15 protein-coding genes are annotated in these 16,224 nt (G+C 70.7%); 5 read left to right on the forward strand and 10 right to left on the reverse strand.

Annotated elements, in window-relative coordinates:
* Positions 1–116 precede the first annotated feature (116 nt).
* The gene (locus tag ACTOQ3_RS00600; RefSeq protein WP_440081350.1) at positions 117–1,124 is read right to left on the reverse strand and encodes an NAD(P)/FAD-dependent oxidoreductase; all 1,008 of its coding nucleotides are present in this window, start codon (positions 1,122–1,124) and stop codon (positions 117–119) included.
* A gap of 102 nt (positions 1,125–1,226) precedes the next feature.
* Here ACTOQ3_RS00600 and ACTOQ3_RS00605 point away from each other — a divergent pair, with 102 nt between their 5' ends.
* The 3 genes from ACTOQ3_RS00605 to ACTOQ3_RS00615 all read left to right on the forward strand — a co-directional run bounded on the left by ACTOQ3_RS00605 (position 1,227) and on the right by ACTOQ3_RS00615 (position 4,154).
* Positions 1,227–1,820 carry a helix-turn-helix domain-containing protein gene (locus tag ACTOQ3_RS00605; RefSeq protein WP_440081351.1) on the forward strand — a complete coding sequence of 198 codons (594 nt, stop codon included), beginning with the start codon at positions 1,227–1,229 and terminating at the stop codon, positions 1,818–1,820.
* A 128-nt stretch (positions 1,821–1,948) separates the two neighbouring features.
* The gene (locus ACTOQ3_RS00610; protein ID WP_440081352.1) at positions 1,949–2,821 is read left to right on the forward strand and encodes a class I SAM-dependent methyltransferase; all 873 of its coding nucleotides are present in this window, start codon (positions 1,949–1,951) and stop codon (positions 2,819–2,821) included.
* Positions 2,822–3,080: 259 nt separating this feature from the next.
* Entirely contained in the window at positions 3,081–4,154 is a 1,074-nt protein-coding gene (locus ACTOQ3_RS00615) for a YihY/virulence factor BrkB family protein (protein WP_440081353.1), read from the forward strand.
* 127 nt (positions 4,155–4,281) lie between these two features.
* Here ACTOQ3_RS00615 and ACTOQ3_RS00620 read toward each other — a convergent pair whose 3' ends face one another.
* The gene (locus tag ACTOQ3_RS00620; protein WP_440081354.1) at positions 4,282–6,522 is read right to left on the reverse strand and encodes a family 2 encapsulin nanocompartment cargo protein terpene cyclase; all 2,241 of its coding nucleotides are present in this window, start codon (positions 6,520–6,522) and stop codon (positions 4,282–4,284) included.
* A 516-nt stretch (positions 6,523–7,038) separates the two neighbouring features.
* Positions 7,039–7,251, reverse strand: coding sequence for a hypothetical protein (locus tag ACTOQ3_RS00625; protein WP_440081355.1), 213 nt, complete (start codon positions 7,249–7,251; stop codon positions 7,039–7,041).
* 190 nt (positions 7,252–7,441) lie between these two features.
* Between ACTOQ3_RS00625 and ACTOQ3_RS00630 the strand changes: the two genes are divergently transcribed.
* Positions 7,442–8,452 carry a hypothetical protein gene (locus tag ACTOQ3_RS00630; protein ID WP_440081356.1) on the forward strand — a complete coding sequence of 337 codons (1,011 nt, stop codon included), beginning with the start codon at positions 7,442–7,444 and terminating at the stop codon, positions 8,450–8,452.
* A complete protein-coding gene (locus tag ACTOQ3_RS00635; protein WP_440081357.1) occupies positions 8,439–9,623 on the forward strand; it encodes a helix-turn-helix domain-containing protein in 1,185 nt (394 codons plus the stop codon). Before ACTOQ3_RS00630 ends, ACTOQ3_RS00635 begins: the two co-directional genes overlap by 14 nt.
* Positions 9,624–9,752: 129 nt before the next feature.
* Here the strand turns inward: ACTOQ3_RS00635 and ACTOQ3_RS00640 are convergent, their stop codons facing one another.
* The 7 genes from ACTOQ3_RS00640 to ACTOQ3_RS00670 form a co-directional block, all read right to left on the reverse strand.
* Positions 9,753–9,977, reverse strand: coding sequence for a hypothetical protein (locus tag ACTOQ3_RS00640; RefSeq protein ID WP_440065842.1), 225 nt, complete (start codon positions 9,975–9,977; stop codon positions 9,753–9,755).
* Between the two features lie 145 nt (positions 9,978–10,122).
* Positions 10,123–10,710, reverse strand: a complete 588-nt coding sequence (locus ACTOQ3_RS00645) for a TetR/AcrR family transcriptional regulator (RefSeq protein WP_440081358.1) — start codon at positions 10,708–10,710, stop codon at positions 10,123–10,125.
* A gap of 165 nt (positions 10,711–10,875) precedes the next feature.
* Positions 10,876–11,337, reverse strand: a complete 462-nt coding sequence (locus tag ACTOQ3_RS00650) for a hypothetical protein (RefSeq protein WP_440065840.1) — start codon at positions 11,335–11,337, stop codon at positions 10,876–10,878.
* Positions 11,338–11,555: 218 nt separating this feature from the next.
* The gene (locus ACTOQ3_RS00655) at positions 11,556–12,398 is read right to left on the reverse strand and encodes an SAM-dependent methyltransferase (RefSeq protein ID WP_440081359.1); all 843 of its coding nucleotides are present in this window, start codon (positions 12,396–12,398) and stop codon (positions 11,556–11,558) included.
* 115 nt (positions 12,399–12,513) lie between these two features.
* Complete coding sequence (locus ACTOQ3_RS00660; protein WP_440081360.1) at positions 12,514–13,428, reverse strand: helix-turn-helix domain-containing protein; 915 nt, start codon at positions 13,426–13,428, stop codon at positions 12,514–12,516.
* Between the two features lie 180 nt (positions 13,429–13,608).
* Positions 13,609–14,298, reverse strand: a complete 690-nt coding sequence (locus tag ACTOQ3_RS00665; protein ID WP_440081361.1) for a hypothetical protein — start codon at positions 14,296–14,298, stop codon at positions 13,609–13,611.
* Positions 14,299–14,624: 326 nt separating this feature from the next.
* The gene (locus ACTOQ3_RS00670) at positions 14,625–16,118 is read right to left on the reverse strand and encodes an Nramp family divalent metal transporter (protein WP_440081362.1); all 1,494 of its coding nucleotides are present in this window, start codon (positions 16,116–16,118) and stop codon (positions 14,625–14,627) included.
* Between the last annotated feature and the right edge of the window lie 106 nt (positions 16,119–16,224).

The following is a 16,224-nucleotide window of genomic DNA, read 5'->3' on the forward strand; positions in this document are numbered from 1 at the left end:
ACAGAATGGGCATGCCGAGCCGGTGCCGGGCAGGGCCGGCCGGCGGGTGAAAGGGGTGGGTGGGGCCTGGCGGACGCAGGGCGGGGCGGGCCGGGCGGCCGGGCCCCAAGGGGATGTCAGGGGGCGGGCGTCTCGTCCCGTGCTGCGGCGAGCGCGGCGTCGGTGTCTGCGGCGGCCAGCACGGCGTTGATGTGGGAACCGGCCAGGGCACCGGCCGCGGCGGAGGCGCCGACCTGGGCGGAGAGATCGGTGGCGTTGCCCGCCACCCACACGCCCGGCACCTCGGTGGTGCCGGCCATGCCGGAGACGAAACGGCGGCCCATGGTGTCGGGCAGGTCCTCCATCGGCAGTTTCAGACCGTCCAGGCCCTCGGTGCGGGCCTGCATCTGCGTGGCGACCGCAAGGACGCGGCGGGCCACAACCTGCCCGTCCGTCAGGCGCAGCCCGGCGAGGGTGCCGTCCTCGCGGTTGACGACCTCCCGCACCGGGGTGTCGACGATGCGGATGCCGCGGGCGGCCAAGCGCGTGCGGGTGTCCCCGTCCAGGGGAGTGCCGTGGGTGAAGTAGGTCAGGTCCTTGGTCAACTGGCGGAACAGGAGCGCGTGGTGGACGGAGGCCGGGCCGGTGGCGAGGACGCCGATGGGCTGATCGCGCACCTCCCAGCCGTGGCAGTACGGGCAGTGCACCACACCGTGTCCCCAGTGCTGCCCGAGGCCGGGGACCTCGGGCAGCACGTCCCGCAGGCCGGTGGCCACCAGGAGGCGGCGCGCGGTGATGCCGCGGCCGTCGGCCAGGGTGAGGGTGAAACGCAGGTCCCCGTCGGCTGACGGGGCGGCCGGGGCGGCAGAGGTCACCTCGCCGAAGACGACGCGCCCGCCGTACTGGCGCACCTGCTCGCGGCCCCGCCGGAGGATCTCGTGCGGTGGGGTGCCGTCCAGCACGATGAAGCCGTGCATGGCCGCAGCCGGCGCGTTGCGCGGGGAGCCGCTGTCGATCACGACGACCGAGCGGCGGGAGCGGGCCAGCATCAAAGCGCCGTTCAGCCCTGCGGCGCCCCCGCCGATCACCACTGCGTCGACGGTCCCACCGGGCAGTGCGTCGCTCGCGTACGGAGAAGTCGTCACAGCCATGTCCTCCTGCTCTTTCGTCGTGCGCGGTCCCGGACGGTGCGGACCCTTTGCACACGACGCTAAACCGCATTGCATCTAAGGCATACAATGTTGCCTATGACGCAAGAAAGTGGAGAGCTGGACAGCCTCGTGCGCAAACGCATCCGCGCGCTGCGGGTGGCGCAGGGCTGGTCACTGGAGGAACTGGCCACCCGCGCCCACCTCAGTCAGTCCTCACTGAGCCGTATCGAAAACGGCCAGCGCCGCCTCGCACTGGACCAGCTGGTCACCCTCGCCCGCGCCCTGGACACCACGCTGGATCAGCTCGTGGAGACCGCCACCGACGACGTCATCACCAGCCCGATGATCGACAGCACCCACGGCCGGATGCGCTGGCTTCTGAAGGCCTACCCCGGCATGAGCGTGGTGCGCCAGCGCCTGACCGACCCCCCGCCCGACAACCCCGCCCGCATGCGCGCCCATCCGGGGCGCGAGTGGCTCGTCGTGCTGTCCGGCACCGCGATCCTCCTGCTCGGCCAGCGCCGTTTCCGCGTCGAGACCAACCAGGCCGCCGAGTTCCCCACGATGATGCCGCACGCGATCGGCGCCGAGGGCGGGCCCTGCGAGATCTTGGGCCTCTTCGACCATGACGCACGCCGCGGCCACCAGCGCGACGACGGCGGCAGCGACGCTCAAGGCTCTCCCGGATGACGGCGCGAGTCGCACGACCGGCTCCGCATCAGTGACCTCTTGCGCGCCAGGCAGCACCCGCGACCATCCTCTTGCGCAAACGGCAAGATGTCACGCCTCTGGCGCATAGAGCTCCTAATGTGAAGAGCATGAACCAAACACATACGCATATCTCCCACCACGGTGCTTCGCACGGCCACCACCACGAGCAGGACACCAGCGGCCAGGCGGAGATCCTCGACCTGGACGCCGAGGTCCTCGCCGAGCACACAGCCTCCATCACCGCATGGCTGCCGCTGAAGACAAGCCCGCGTCAGATCGTGGACCTGGGCTGCGGCACGGGCGCGGGCACCTTCGCCCTTCTCGACCGCTTCCCCGACGCGTACGTCACCGCCGTCGACACGTCCGTCGAACACCTTCAGCGCCTGCGCACCAAGGCGTGCGTCCGCGGCGCCGAGAAACGCGTGCGCACCGTGCAGGCCGACCTGGATGAAGCCGCCTGGCCCGACCTCGGCTCACCGGACCTGATCTGGGCATCGGCCTCGATGCACCACATGGCCCACCCTGAGCGCGCGCTGCGCACCGTCCACGACACGCTCGCGCCCGGCGGCCTGTTCGCCGTCGTCGAACTGGCCGGCCATCCCCGCTTCCTGCCCGAGGGCGCCCCCAAGGACCGGTCCGGCCTGGAAGAGCGCGTCCACGCCGCAGCCGACCGCCGCCAAGCCGAACACATGCCCCACCGCGGCGCCGACTGGGGCCCGATGCTGACCGCCGCCGGCTTCATCGTCGAAGACGAATGCACCATCGCCGTGAACATCGAGGGCGACCGCAGCAAAGCGATCGGCCGCTACGCCCTCGGGGTCCTGCAGCGCATCCACAGCGTCATCGCCGACAGGCTCTCCCCCGAGGACCTCACCGCGCTCGCCCAGCTCCTCGACGTCAGCAGCCCGCACAGCATCCTGCGCCGCGACGACCTGACGGTACGCACCGAACGCACCGTTTGGGCCGCCCGCCGTACCTGACCGCGAGGGTCTGTCGACCAAACGCCTCCGGCACAAATCCGGTAGTGACGGAGGGACCCGTCACAAGATCGCGACAAAGAGAAGCAGCGTCAGGATTCCCTCGCCGAGCTCACCCTGAGTAGCTGATCATCGAAAGTGGGCCAGAACCCGCTCTCTCGTGGCAGTTGGTAACGACGGCGAGCCGCGTCACTCCAGAGGTCACCACGATCGGCCGGTTCACAAGCGGTGAAACGCCCGCCTGAGGGTAGAGTGCGCCGTCATGAAGGCCACCCCCGGGGCGAGCCGGTGGACCAGCGGGTTCGTCAGGGCATGGGCCGCGATGCGGCACCGGTGCGGCTGGTTCGACCACCTTGTCCGGGCCGCCGTCCACTACGACCGCACCGACGCGGGCCGCCTGTCCGCGGGCATGACCTACTACGCGTTCTATGCCATCTTCGCGCTGGCCCTGCTGGCCTTCGTGATCATGGGTCACGTGCTGGACACGCCCGCCGCGATCGCCCAGGTGGAGGGTTACCTGAGCGACACGTTCCCGCGGCTGGACGTGCAGGCGCTGCGCGACGCGCGGGACACGGCCGGGGTGATCGCCTCGTTCGGCCTCCCGCTGACCGGCCTGTTCTGGATCGACTCGATGCGCTCCTCCATGCGGGCGGTCTGGGGCCTGGAGCAGTATCCGGGCGACTTCTTCCTCCGGTGGCTGATCGACCTGGCCGTACTGGTCATGCTCGGCCTGCTGTTGTCGGTCTCGCTGACCCTGTCCTTCGGCGCCCAGACCGCGCTGACCTGGCTGGCCGGGCAGACGGTCGGGGTCGAGGCACTGCCGGCGCAGTGGACGCTGTCCGCGGTCGCCTTCGTGCTCGGCATCTGCGTGAACCTCCTGCTGTCGATGGCGTTGCTGACGCTGCCTCCTCGACTGCGCCTGTCGCCGCGGCGGGTGATCGGACCGGCCCTGGTCATCACCATCGGGCTGGAACTGCTGAAGACGATCGGACAGGTCTATCTCAACTTCAGCTCGGCGAGTCCGGCGTACCAGGTCGTCGCGGGCGCGGTGGGCATGCTGCTGTTCCTGAAGCTGGTGAACGTGCTCATCCTGTTCGCCGCCTCGCACGCCGCGACCAGCGGTCACGGCACGGTCATCGACCTGACCACGCGGCGACCCGTGGGCGAGCCGCGCACGGAGGTCGTCACCGCGCCGGCGATCCCCGAGATCAGGGCGGAGTCGCCGGCGCAGGCGGAAGCGGAGACGGAGCCAGAAGCGGAGCCGCGACCGCAGGCGCAGGCACCGCCGCGCGCCAGGCCGCGCAGGTACGACTTCAGAACGCGGCGAGCGCGCTGACCTCGCCGGCGGGCAGCCGTGACCCTCCAGAAGGCCGGCGAGCCGACAAGGCCGCCCTCGCCCACCTGCCGCGCCGGCCCCGCCCGGGAGACAGCGGGACGGCTTCGGTCCCGAACCCCTCGTCCTGTCAGGGGAGCGGAGCCGGCACCACCCGTAGCGGCGATCCGACGCGCGCGGCCGCGGTGCCGAGACCGGCGGGGGCGCCGACCGGGCGGACCGTCGCGGGCGGGTAGCGCAGCTCGGACTCGTCGTAGCGGCGCGTCTTCATGTGCCACAGCAGCACGCCGGCCATCCAGTCCTGCAGCTCCGCCACGTATCCGTTGAGCGCCTCCCTGGCCTCCCCGTCGAGGTCGAAGTCGTCGCAGAGAGCCGGGAGCTCGGTGGCGACGATGTGCTCGAACTGCCGCATCCGGGACGTCATCAGGTCGTTGACGATGTCGGCGGCCTGCCGCGCGTCGCAGTTCAGGAAGTCCTGGACCACCAGGACGCAGTTGTGCAGCTCGCCCTCGAACTGGATCTCCTTCTGGTACGAGCAGAGGTCGTTGACCAGGCAGGCGTAGTCGGCGGCCGAGTCGTCCAGGCCGCGCATCGTCCGGGTGTCGTAGATCTCGGGCGGCACCGCCTGGCCGTGGGCCAGCCGCGACAGGCTCATCGTGAGGTCGGAGCCGAAGGTCCTGCGGCGCATCTCGATGTAGTCGACCGGGTCGGGGACCCGGTTCTGGATGTGGTTGGCCAGCTCCCACAGCCAGCTCTCCGTCATGTCCTCGACGGCCCGGCGGAACCCGGCGCGCGCGGCCTCCGACATGGGGGCCGCCGTACGGAACCACAGGTCGGCCAGGCCCCGCTCGATCGGGTTGACCGGCGGCGGGGTGGCGGAGAGGTCCAGCGGCATGAACGCCGACAGCCGCTCGTTGAACACCTTCGCGCCCGCCATGTCGCGGCGCGGCCCGAACACGACCGGGAAGTAGTCGTCGGCGTAGGTCCCCCAGGTGAGCCAGAACGTCGAGATGTCCAGCTCGGGACCGGGGGCGTCCGGATTGATGGCGCCGGCGCAGATGGCGAAGTCGTAGGTGTCGAGCTTGTGCTCGGTCCAGACGGCCAGGCCGGGGAAGCCGGGGAGCTGCTCGAACATCCCCATCTCGCGCGCCCATTCCACGGCGTTGCGGCGGGAGGCGTCGAGGTGGGGATTCATCCGGGCGGTGTACGGCATGTAGATCTCGGGCAGCGGCAGCGGCCCCACCTTCCGGAGGGGGACGTGGGTGTGGCTTCTGACGCCCCCCGGCCCCGTGACGCCGGGCGCCAGCCTGATGCGCGCCGCCGAGACACCCAGGCCGGTCGGCCCGCCGAGCAGGGCCGGGGCCACCGGGGCCGCCCGCGAGGCCCCGTTCATGTAGCGGCTGGAGCGCATGTGCCACTCGTGGCCGCCCGACTGCCAGTCCTGGAGCCCCTTGACGTAGGCGAGGACGTCGAGGCGGGACCTCAGGTCCAGGCCGTGCTCCTCGAAGAGCGGGGGCAGCTCGGTGAGAACGGTGTTCTCGAACTGGTGCAGCCGGGAGGTGATCAGGTCGTTGACGGCGTCGGCGGCCCGCTGGGTGTCGTAGCCCAGGAAGCGCTCGAAGACCAGCACGCCGTTGCTGAGCTCGCCCTCCTCGCCGACCTCGCGCTCGTAGGAGAAGAGGTCGTTGCGCAGGTGCACCGCGTCGGAGAAGGTGTCTCTCAGCACGCGCATCGGCCTGCTCGCGGCGACGGCGGCCGGGACCTCGGCGCCCGCCGCGTGCTCGACCAGGTTGGCCGACCAGGGGGCGCCGCCGACCTTGCGCCGCATCTCGACGTACTCGATCGGGTTGGCAACGCGTCCCGCGTTGATGTTGGCCAGCTCCCACAGGGACTCGTCGAGGAGGTTCTTCGTGCTCTCGACGAACCTGGCCCGCCAGCCGGCGGACATGGCCGGGATCGTGCGGGCCCACAGGTCGGCGAGGCCACGCTCCACCGGATTCTCCGGCTCGGGGGACGGGCCCGTGGGACGCACCGGCATGAAGGCCGCCAGCCTGTCGAGGTACTCCTTGGCCCCGGTCAGGTCGCCGCTGCGCTTGAAGGTCTCCAGGAAGTGGTCGTCGAAGAAGAACACCCACACGTACCAGTCGGTGATGAGGTCGAGCTCGGCGGCGGGGGCGTCGGGGTGGGTGTAGGCGCACAGCAGGCCGTAGTCCATGGCGTCGAGCTTGTGCTCGTCCCAGATGCCGAGCTCGGGGTCGAGAATGCCCATGGCGTGCGCCCAGGCCCTGGTGTGCTCGCGCGCGGTCTCCACGTGGGGGTTCAGCCTGGCCGGATACGGCAGGTAGAAGTCAGGGAGCTCGAAGGGTTGCATGTTCTGTCCTTCCATATCTGACTTCGACGCTTTCGGGAACGCCCTGGGCATCGGACGCCGGGACCGCGACGGAGTAGCGGGTGGGCGGATCGGCGAGACGGCCTGCCCTCCGGAAGCCTCGCCAGCCAGAACGTTACGCAATGACCACGGAGAGTGAAAGGGATTGCCATGAATACCCACGGCGCACCCGTGGCGCGCTCCGGTCCCGCCCGAGGTCCCCGAGGTCCCCGAGGTCCCCGAGGTCCCCGAGGTCAGGGTCCGGGCGTGGCCGCGGGTCTCCGGTGCGGAGCGGGGTCGGGCTCCGGGTCCCGGGACGGGTTCGGGGCCAGGGCCGGGACCGCGGTCGAAGCCGGGGCCGCGACACCGGTCCCGGACGCGCGGGAACCCTCGCCCGTCCGGCACCGGGGACCGGCGAGGGCGGGCGAGGGCGGGCTAGGGCAGGCGCGGACGAGCGGGGACGGGCGAGCGCCGGTCAGAACCGGCGAGCACCCGGCCAGGACCGGCGAGGCCTCTCGATCAGGACAGCCGATGCGCGCCGGCCGACGTTCCGGCCAGGACGGGACGTCGCACGCCGGTCGCGAGGTCACGGAGCATGTCGGCGAACGCGAGCGCCTGTTCCGGTGTCATGCGGGGCTCGGTGCCGACGTAGAAGACCACGATGTCGCCGCTCGGGGACGTCGTGGCGGTGAACGGGAGGGACGGGGAGATGACCATGATGGGAGCAATCATTGCCTGTCCCACCGACAGTTCACAGTTCATTTAGCCCCGGCTCCACACCCTCGACCCCTAATCCTCGCCCCTGCCTGCCGGGATCGGCCCGGCCGCGGTCCCGGCGGGGAGTCAACCGTCACCAACCGCGACACGAGAGACACGCAACATCAACTAGAGCTTCGGCGGGAGTATGATGCGCGGAAATGAAGTGTCGGCGACGATCGCCCGGCACGGAACGAAGTCCGAGCGGAGGTCGCCGATGGGCGCGGGGTCGTCGTTGTCGTCCCAGGAGTCGTCCCCGAGATCGTCCCAGGAGGGACCGGGCAGGACGAGGTCGGGCCGGGTGCCCGGCCAGGGGGCGGACCGGGTGCCGGGCCGGGTGTCGAGTTGGGCGAGCGAGCGGTTCGGCGACCGCGCCGACGCCGTACGCGGGCGGCTGGCCGCGTCGCTGCTGGAGGCGATGGGCAACGCGCAGGACGCGCAGAGTTCCGGGCACAGCGACAAGCGGTACACCTACGGCTTCACCATGATGGCCAGGCGCTACGAGGCGATCGCCGAGGGGCTGCGCGACGAGCCGGGTTTCCAGCTGGTCAGGCCGCACGGCTCGCCGCACCACCTGGTGGTCCTGGGCGGCAACCTGCTGCTGCCCTTCCGCTACGCCGAGGACGACCGCACACCGATCTCCGAGGCCCGCGTCAGCGACGGCCGGATCTCCTCGCTGGTGCGCGAGCTGTTCGACCGGTTCGGCCCGGCGACCTCCTACCGCCAGGAGGAGCTGGACCTGACGCTCGGGGAGGAGTCCGTCCAGCCCGCGCAGGAGGAGCTGGACCTGTCCGCCGGGGCGGACGGGCCGGCCACGGTGCGTCCCGCCCTCACCGGGCTGCCCGGCGACACCCGGCTGGTTCCGATCGCCTACGCGGGCAACGCGCAGGCCGGCCTGCTGCGGCTCTACTGGGGAGAGGCGGAACTCATCGACGAGTTCGGCAGGATCCGGTGGCTGCACCACGAGCCGATCCCGCTGACCGCCGCCTCCCCCGGGGCCGTCCGTGGCCGGTGGACGGCCGAGCCCGGTGCCGCGTCACGCTTCGACGACGGCCTCGTACCCACCCTCGCGTTGAGCACGAGGTCTCCGGTCGAGCGGAAGAGTGGCAAGATCTTCCCCGTAAGCAGCGAGGCACCCGAGGAAACCGTGGTCACCGGCGACAATGAGCAACCGTAACCAGCCCCCTCTGTTCGGCGCTCCCGGCGTCTCCGGGAGCGGCGGGCCGAGCCCGCAGGCCGTGGCGGACGCGTTCGACCAGGGACGGCTGACCCAGGCGCGACAGCTCGCGGGGATGACCAAGAAGGATCTGGCCGAACGGATCGGCGTCACTCCCGCGGCGGTGGGGCAGTACGAGACGGGCATGACCCGTCCCCGGCCCGACCTCGTTCCCCGCCTGGCCGACGCGCTCGGCGTACCGCCGGCGTTCTTCCTGCTGGGCCGGCCGCACGGCAAGCTGGACGGGTCCATGGCGCATTTCAGGAGCCTGCGCTCCACCCGCGCGCACCAGCGGGCCAAGGCCGCGGCCTTCGTCGAGCAGGTGTGGGAGCTGGCCCACGCCCTGGAGAGGCAGGTCAGGCTGCCGCACGTCGCCCTCCCCGGCTTCTCCGGCGGCGAGGTCCACTCCGGCGTGGAGCTTCCCAGCGACCCCGCCCAGGCCGCTCGCGCCCTGCGGCGACTCTGGGGGCTGGGCACCGGCCCGCTGTCGCACATCGTCCGGCACATGGAGGCCCACGGGATCGTCGTGGTCCTCCCGCCGCCCGACGAGGACGCCACCACGGTGGACGCCTTCTCCACCTCCCAGCTGCCCCGTCCGATCGTGGTGCTGACCGCCAACCGGTTCGACGACATCCACCGCTACCGCTTCACCGCCGCCCACGAGCTGGGGCACCTGGTTCTGCACGGCGACACCGCGTCGGGAGACACCCAGCAGGAGCGGGAGGCCGACGTCTTCGCCGCCGAGTTCCTGACCCCGCGCGACAGCATCCTGCCGGAGCTGCCCGGCCGCCTCGACCTGCGCAGGCTGGTCGAGCTCAAGCACACCTGGGGCGTGTCGGTCGACTCCCTGCTGTACCGCTGCCGCGAGGTCGGCCTGATCTCCGATTCGGCGGCGAGCCGCGCCTACCAGCGGCTCAAGACGCTGCGCGACCAGCCTGGCTTCGCCGCCGAGCCGATCAGCGGCTATCCCGGCGAGCAGCCCGTGCTGCTGCGCAGGGCCTTCGACCTGGCCGTCTCCGAGACCGGCCTCACCATGGCGCGACTCGCCGCCCAGCTGGCCTGGCCCGTCTCCCGGGTGCGCGAGCTGCTCGACCTGCCCGACCAGCGCCCCGCGCTGCGCCTGGTGCCCTGACTCCCCGTCCCGGCGGGCACCGGCTTCGGATGTCCGTGCCCGCCGGAAGGCGTCCAGGACCCGGCTCCGCCCCGGAGTTCCGCGTGCGGCGCGGCGAGCACCGGGGCCGCGGATCCCGGCCGGACCGCACTACTCGTCCTCGACCCGCTCCTTGATCCACTCCAGGCCGTCCTGCCAGGAGGCGAAGGCCTGGAGATAGCGGCCGTCGCGGGCATGAAAGATGTGATAGCGGAAATCTCCGTTGCTGCCCGTGCGAATCAGGTCGTAGAGATCGCCTTTGGAGCGATACCACACGCACTCGCCGTCAGCGGGACGCGAGGGCGATGCGTAGGCGAACTCACGTGTGATGGACATGGGACGGATGCTACGGACCGGCGAATCAGCAGGCAATGCCGTATCTATTTCATTCAGGGATAAAGTTCGCGCTCCCTGAGAACCCGGGAGCCCGGCGGGAAACGCGTGCGCGAGACCACCGGCACCGGGCGGGGAATCCGAGGGGCTACCGCCGGTCGGCGGACGCGGCGAGCTGGTCGATCAGCATCGCCAGCCGTCGCTCGTGGTGGTCCGCCGGAAGACGGCCGCTGCGGGTGAGGGTGACGAGACCGTGCACGGAACCCCAGGCGACCTCGGCCAGGATGCCGGTGTCGCGGCCGGCGGCGAAGGCGGCGATCGCGTCGCGGAACTCGGTGAAGGCGGCCTGGAGCGGAGCGGGGGTGTCGGGACGGCCGAAGGGCAGGTCGACGGCGAGGGTGAGCATGGCGTCGTACAGCGACGGGTTCAGGCGGGCGAAGCCGGCGTAGGCGTGAATCAGGGCGGCGAGCGCCTCGCGCGGGGTACCGGCCGTCGCGCGGGCCTTGCCCAGCTCGGCGGCGAGCTCGGCGAAGCCTTCCAGGGCGACGGCCGCCACGATGGCGTCCTTGCCCGCGAAGTGGCTGTAGAGGACCGGCTGGCTGTATTCGATACGCTCGGCGAGACGGCGCGTCGTGACCGCCTCCCATCCCTCGGCCTCGGCCAGCTCGCGAGCGACCGTCACGATCAGCCGATGGCGTCGCGCCCGCTCGCGCTCGCGGCGCTCCTGTGTGGACATCCCGCAGATGCTAGCACCGCTATCGAGCCGATCCCCGCTAGCAATAATGCCGCTCGCACATCTAGCACCGCTATGGCAAGCGATGTCCGACGGGCGGGTGCCCGGACGTGTCGCGGCCCCGGCCCGTGCCGGGCGCGTTCGCCCGGCACGGGCCGGCCGCGCTCGTCACCCGGCGGGCGGCGTGGGGGTCGGGGTCACCCGGTGGTCGGTCAGGTGCAGGTCTCCGCCCAGCGTCACGCGCAGCTCGTCCAGGACCTTCCTGGCGCCGAGCACGGTCCACAGCTCCCCGACCAGGTGCGGGTTGTACTCCGGAGCCTGGTCCATCCACTGGTCCTTGCCGGACTGGGTGACGAAGGTGCTGATGAAGAACTGGCCGACGGAGGTCTTGCAGGCTCCCGTCCGGATGTCGACCGCGTCGACCTGGATCCGGGGCTTGCAGTCGACCTTCTTGGCGAGCTGCTCGACGGTTGGGGGCGGGCCCGCGGGGGCCGCGATTCCGGCCGCGGCGGCGGGGGAGCTCACGGGCTGGTCCGCGCTGCAGGCGAGGGAGAAGGACAGGGCGAGAATCACCGTGGCGACCACCCGGGCGTTCCTGGCGACACCGGTCTGGCGCGAATGTGTCAACATCCTTCAGATACGCTCACCGGCTCCGGCGGGTTCACCGTTTCCCGGCCCGGTGTCGGCCGAGGGGAGCTTGAGGGAGCCGGGGGCCGGCGGGGCCGCGGCCCCGTCCGGTTGCGAGGTCTCGGTGTCTCGGACGCCCGCGCCCGGGGGCCGCCGTCCGTGCGCCCCGGGGATCCTCGTCCGCGCTCCCCGGGAGGAGCGCGGACGGGGGCTGGACGGTCCTACGGGACGCGCCCGACGGCTCCCACGGTGACGGCTCCGGCTCCCGGCGGGATGACGACGTCGCCGGAGTCGGGCCGCCAGTCGTAGACGGGCACCAGGCCGGGTTCGAGCATCTCCAGCCCGTCGAACAGACCTCGGATCTGGGTGAGGGTACGGGGGAAGATGCCGCCCGCGGTGGTCGTGCCGTAGACGCCGCGGCCCTGGCGGACCTGCTCCTCGGTGAGGTCGCCCGAGGTGACGTGGGAGATCACCACATGGCTGCCGGAGACCAGCCGCTTCCCAAAGGAGGCGGCGATGCCGGAGACCGCCTCGTCGTCGGCGACGAAGTGCAGGATGGACACCATGAGGACGGCGACCGGCTGGTCGAAGTCGATGCGCTCGCGGACGTCCGGGTGGTCGAGGATCGCCTCCGGCTCCCGCAGGTCCCCGGGGATCACGATGGTCTGCGCGTTGTCGGCGAGCAGCGCGCGGGCGTGGACGAGCACGATGGGGTCGTTGTCGACGTACACGATCCGGGAGTCCGGCGCCTCGCGCAGGACGACCTGGTGCACGTTCTCCTGCGTCGGCAGACCCGTGCCGATGTCGATGAACTGGCGGATCCCCGCGGCGACGAGATGCCGCACGGTGCGCCCGAGGAAGGCCCGGTTGGAGCGCGCCACGTCCTTGACGTTGGGGACGAGCTCAACGATCTTCTCTCCGGCGATCCGGTCGGAGGCGAAGTTGTCCTTGCCGCCCAGGTAGTAGTCATACATACGGGCCACACTCGGGACCGCAGGGTCGATTCCCGGCGGAGCCTGCTCGTGCTCGGTCATATCCTCGCCTTCACCACGTCTTTCCCGCATGGTAGACGAGCGACCGACACCTTTAGATCATGAACCGATATTTCGCCTGATGACTGGATAAGTCAGCTCCCAGTCATCGGACATCGCGATTCCCCTGAAACCATGGCAAGCCCGGTCAGTCCGAGAGCTCCTCGCGGAGGTCGCGCAGGAACCCCTTGCTCTCGGAGACGGAGTACGCCTGGATGCACAGGCGGTCCATGACCTGCATGTAGTGGTCGGTCTCCTCGAGCTTGTCCACGTACAGGGCGCTCGTCAGCTGCTCCATGTAGACCACGTCGGGCAGGTCCCGCTCGGGGAAGCGCAGGATGGAGAACGGGCCACCGGCCGCGGCGTGACCGCCCCGATCGAACGGCATGATCTGCAGCCTGACGTTGGGCAACTCGACGACGTCGAGCAGGTGGTCGATCTGGGCGCGCAGCACCTGGGGCCCGCCGATGGGCCGGCGCAGCACGGCCTCGTCCATCACGGCCCAGAGCGTCGGGGCGTCCGGCCTGGTCAGGCGCTCCTGGCGGGCCATGCGGAGCGCGACGCGGCGGTCGACCTCGTCCGCGGTGGCGCCGCCGTGCACGAGCATGATGACGGCCCGCGCGTATTCGGGACTCTGCAGGAGGCCGGGGATGAACTGCACCTCGTAGGTCCGGACGATCGAGGCGGCCTCTTCGAGCCCGACGTAGACCTCGAACCAGTTGGGGAGCAGGTCTCCGTACTTGTGCCACCAGCCGGGGGCGTTGGCCTGGCGGGCCAGCGTGAGCAGCGGGGCCCTTTCCTGGGTATCGGTCACCCCGTACATCGTCAGCAGGTCCGCGACATCGCGTTCCTTGAAGCCGACCCTCCCGAGCTCCAGCCGGCTGATCTTGGCGTGGGAGGCGCGGATGGCGTAGCCGGCCTGCTCGCGGGTGATGTCCCTGGCGACGCGCAGCCTCCGCAGCTGGGCACCCAGGAGAATCCGCAGGATGGTGGGGCCGCCACCGCCCGCGTACGCGAGAACGCCGCCTTGCTCGCCGCTGTCTTCCGCGGTCTGTCTGGCCATGTGGGCTCCCTGTCGCACCTCTCTACGGTGCCACAGTTTCACATATACAACGCGTTTCGCACAGCTCCGTTGCACACGCACTTGCGTATGCACTTGCAACCGCAAGTGCATACCGAGACAAATCTCCTTTCCGCCGCTTTCCCACCCGGCGGACCGTGTCCGAAATCCCCCGGCACGGCGCTACAGTCCCGACGCGAGGTCGTACGTGTTCTCGCGCATGTCGCCGTGCGCGTCGCCGCGGAAGGCTCCCCGGCTCGCGGCGGCACGGCGCGACAACATGCCACGCACGATGTCGCGCAGCTCGCTCATCTCCCTCGGCGACAGCACCCGGCTGAGACGGCGCTCGACCACGCCCCCGCTCAACGGTTCCGGCGCCCTCGTCACGTTGAGATAGCCGGACAGGAACGCGATCCTGAACAGCTTCTCCTGCGAGGGCGACTCGGCGGAGGACCGGCCGGGCACCTTGACCGGCCTCGCCGCGTCCGCCCCGTCACGGGACACCTCCAGCCCGGGAAGCAGCAGGTGGGCGGCGGCCCGTTGCAGGGCGAGCCCGTACGCGCGCATGGATCCGTCAGGCGAGAAGGAGACGATCGAGCGCCCGACCGCCTCGGCGGAGTCCGGCGACAGGTCGGCGATGCCGGTCTCCTCGCCAAGGCAGGTGTAGACGCGCACCACCTGCTCCCCCACGTACCCCGGCTGGACGTGCTGGGAGAGCGTGACGGTCACCGTGGACCCGTCGGGATTGCGCAACTCGGCGATGTCGGCCGCGTGGGTGACGTACGTGGTGGAGTGCTCGCGCTCGCACCACGAGGGGCACGAAGCCCCAGAGCGGGGGTGAAGAGTCCCGACGGAGGCCGTGATGTCGTCCATCCCAATCCTTCCAGCGTGGAGGTCCGCGTCATCGAGGGCGTGCGGGCACGACGGCGGATCGCGCCCGGCCGCGAGCCGGGACCACAGCTCGGGTCCAGCCTCGCGCCACCGGTTTCGAGGTCGCTTTCGCCAGCAGGTACGCAGGATCGGCGTGCCGGGTTCAGCCGACGTCACCCGCCCCCTCCACCGCCGTCCTCCCCCGCCGTCGCACCGCGTCCCCGCGACGGAGGTCCGGCACGGGAACGCGGGGACAGGGGGACGCGGGGACATGACCGGCCAGGACAGGAGCGGCCGGGCCAGAGAGGGATCGGCGGGCTCGGGAGGGGTCAGAAGGTGACCAGCGGATCGCCGATGAAGTCGGCGATGAAGTTGACGAAGAAGAAACCGAAGAACAGGAAGTTCAGCACCAGGATCACGTAGTGCCACCAGCGGGGACGTGCCGGGCGGGGCAACCTGGCGTTGAGGTACATGAGCATGAACGGATAGATCAGCGCGCCCAGGTTGGACATGTTGGCCGACCACTGCACCAGGCTCACCGGGAGTGCCAGGTGCAGCACGACGGCGATGACCACCAGCAGCCCGAACATGAACGGGTAGTAGAACCTGCGGGGATCACCCTCGATGAGCACCCGCAGCCGGGGGCTGGTGGCGTGGGCGGCGTCGGTCACCACCCGGACCATCGCCTCGAAGATGCCGAGCTGGGTGGAGAAGAGGATCAGCACTCCCAGGATCAGCGCGCCGACGAACATGGCCTGGCCGTATTCGTCGCCCAGGGCACTCGCCACGAACGTCGGGACGTTCTCCTGGGTCGGCCGCTCGCCGGACAGCTCGACCGCCCTGGCCATCAGGATGGTGGGCAGCAGCATCCCGAGGACGGCCCCGACGAAGAAGACGCCCCACATGTCGACCAGCAGCAGGCGGTACCAGCGGCGCCAGCGGCCCGCGTTCGCCGCGTCGTCCGGGAAGGTCACGCCGCTGGCCAGCAGCTCGCTCTTCGGCCCGCGCATCCCGGCGATGAACCCGGTCCGGTAGCCCATGCCGTAGCCCTTGTCGCGGTAGTGGCCCATGACGTACCAGTTCAGCCCGGAGGCGAGCGCGGTGAACCCGGCCAGCGCGCCGAGCTGGGTGGCGGTGATCCCCGCCGGTGGCGCCGCGGGGGTGACGAAACCGCGGATCGCGTCCCACCAGATCTCGAACGGCACCACGAACAGGTCGATGACCAGCAGCGCGACCAGGATCGTGCTGATCATTCCCCAGTTGGCGAGTTCCAGGGCCCGGCTGATCCTGCGGGCGGCGGCGGTGATGGCGAAGACGAGCAGGAGCAGGCCGATCGCCCACAGCCGGGGTTCCTCGGCTCCGGCGGGTGCGATCTCCCCGTGGACGAGCGCGTAGACGCCCTGCCCGGCGGAGGCGGCCCAGCCTCCGGCGATGAACGCGAAGATCACGACGAAGACCGAGAGCGGCACCCAGAGCTGGAAGCCGGGCGGGACCCGCCCCCAGCCGACCACCGGCGCCTCACCGGTGGCCACGACGTAGCGCGAGCACTCGACGTTGTAGAAGGTCTGCAGGATGGCCGAGATCAGGATGACCCAGCCCACCCCGACGAACCCGTACTGGCCGACGGCCTGCGGTCCCAGCAGCCACTCGCCGCTGCCGATGGAGATGCCGAGCGCGATGAGGCTGGGACCGACGGCGTACTTGAACAACTCCTTCTTGCCGAGCCGGGAGACTCCGAAGACCTCCTCGGGCTCGGGCAGGTCCGCGACGGCGAGATCCGGGCGGCTGACTCCGAGCGGATGGGACCGGGTGACTTCAGTCATGGCGATCCTCCAGGGTTGGAACCCCCCTGCTCCGACAGTGATCCTCTGACCGCACTTCGGCAAGACCCCATTCGTGATGTCCCCGCGGTCATCTCCCGGATTCCCG

The sequence above is a fragment of the Streptosporangium sp. LJ11 genome (assembly GCF_051918945.1).
Taxonomy (GTDB): domain Bacteria; phylum Actinomycetota; class Actinomycetes; order Streptosporangiales; family Streptosporangiaceae; genus Streptosporangium.

Coding starts and splice junctions, on each gene's coding strand:
- ACTOQ3_RS00605 (WP_440081351.1), top strand. CDS start 1,227: ATGACGCAAGAAAGTGGAGAGCTGGACAGCCTCGTGCGCAAACGCATC.
- ACTOQ3_RS00610 (WP_440081352.1), top strand. CDS start 1,949: ATGAACCAAACACATACGCATATCTCCCACCACGGTGCTTCGCACGGC.
- ACTOQ3_RS00615 (WP_440081353.1), top strand. CDS start 3,081: ATGAAGGCCACCCCCGGGGCGAGCCGGTGGACCAGCGGGTTCGTCAGG.
- ACTOQ3_RS00620 (WP_440081354.1), bottom strand. CDS start 6,522: ATGCAACCCTTCGAGCTCCCTGACTTCTACCTGCCGTATCCGGCCAGG.
- ACTOQ3_RS00625 (WP_440081355.1), bottom strand. CDS start 7,251: ATGATTGCTCCCATCATGGTCATCTCCCCGTCCCTCCCGTTCACCGCC.
- ACTOQ3_RS00635 (WP_440081357.1), top strand. CDS start 8,439: ATGAGCAACCGTAACCAGCCCCCTCTGTTCGGCGCTCCCGGCGTCTCC.
- ACTOQ3_RS00640 (WP_440065842.1), bottom strand. CDS start 9,977: ATGTCCATCACACGTGAGTTCGCCTACGCATCGCCCTCGCGTCCCGCT.
- ACTOQ3_RS00645 (WP_440081358.1), bottom strand. CDS start 10,710: ATGTCCACACAGGAGCGCCGCGAGCGCGAGCGGGCGCGACGCCATCGG.
- ACTOQ3_RS00650 (WP_440065840.1), bottom strand. CDS start 11,337: ATGTTGACACATTCGCGCCAGACCGGTGTCGCCAGGAACGCCCGGGTG.
- ACTOQ3_RS00655 (WP_440081359.1), bottom strand. CDS start 12,398: ATGCGGGAAAGACGTGGTGAAGGCGAGGATATGACCGAGCACGAGCAG.
- ACTOQ3_RS00660 (WP_440081360.1), bottom strand. CDS start 13,428: ATGGCCAGACAGACCGCGGAAGACAGCGGCGAGCAAGGCGGCGTTCTC.
- ACTOQ3_RS00665 (WP_440081361.1), bottom strand. CDS start 14,298: ATGGACGACATCACGGCCTCCGTCGGGACTCTTCACCCCCGCTCTGGG.
- ACTOQ3_RS00670 (WP_440081362.1), bottom strand. CDS start 16,118: ATGACTGAAGTCACCCGGTCCCATCCGCTCGGAGTCAGCCGCCCGGAT.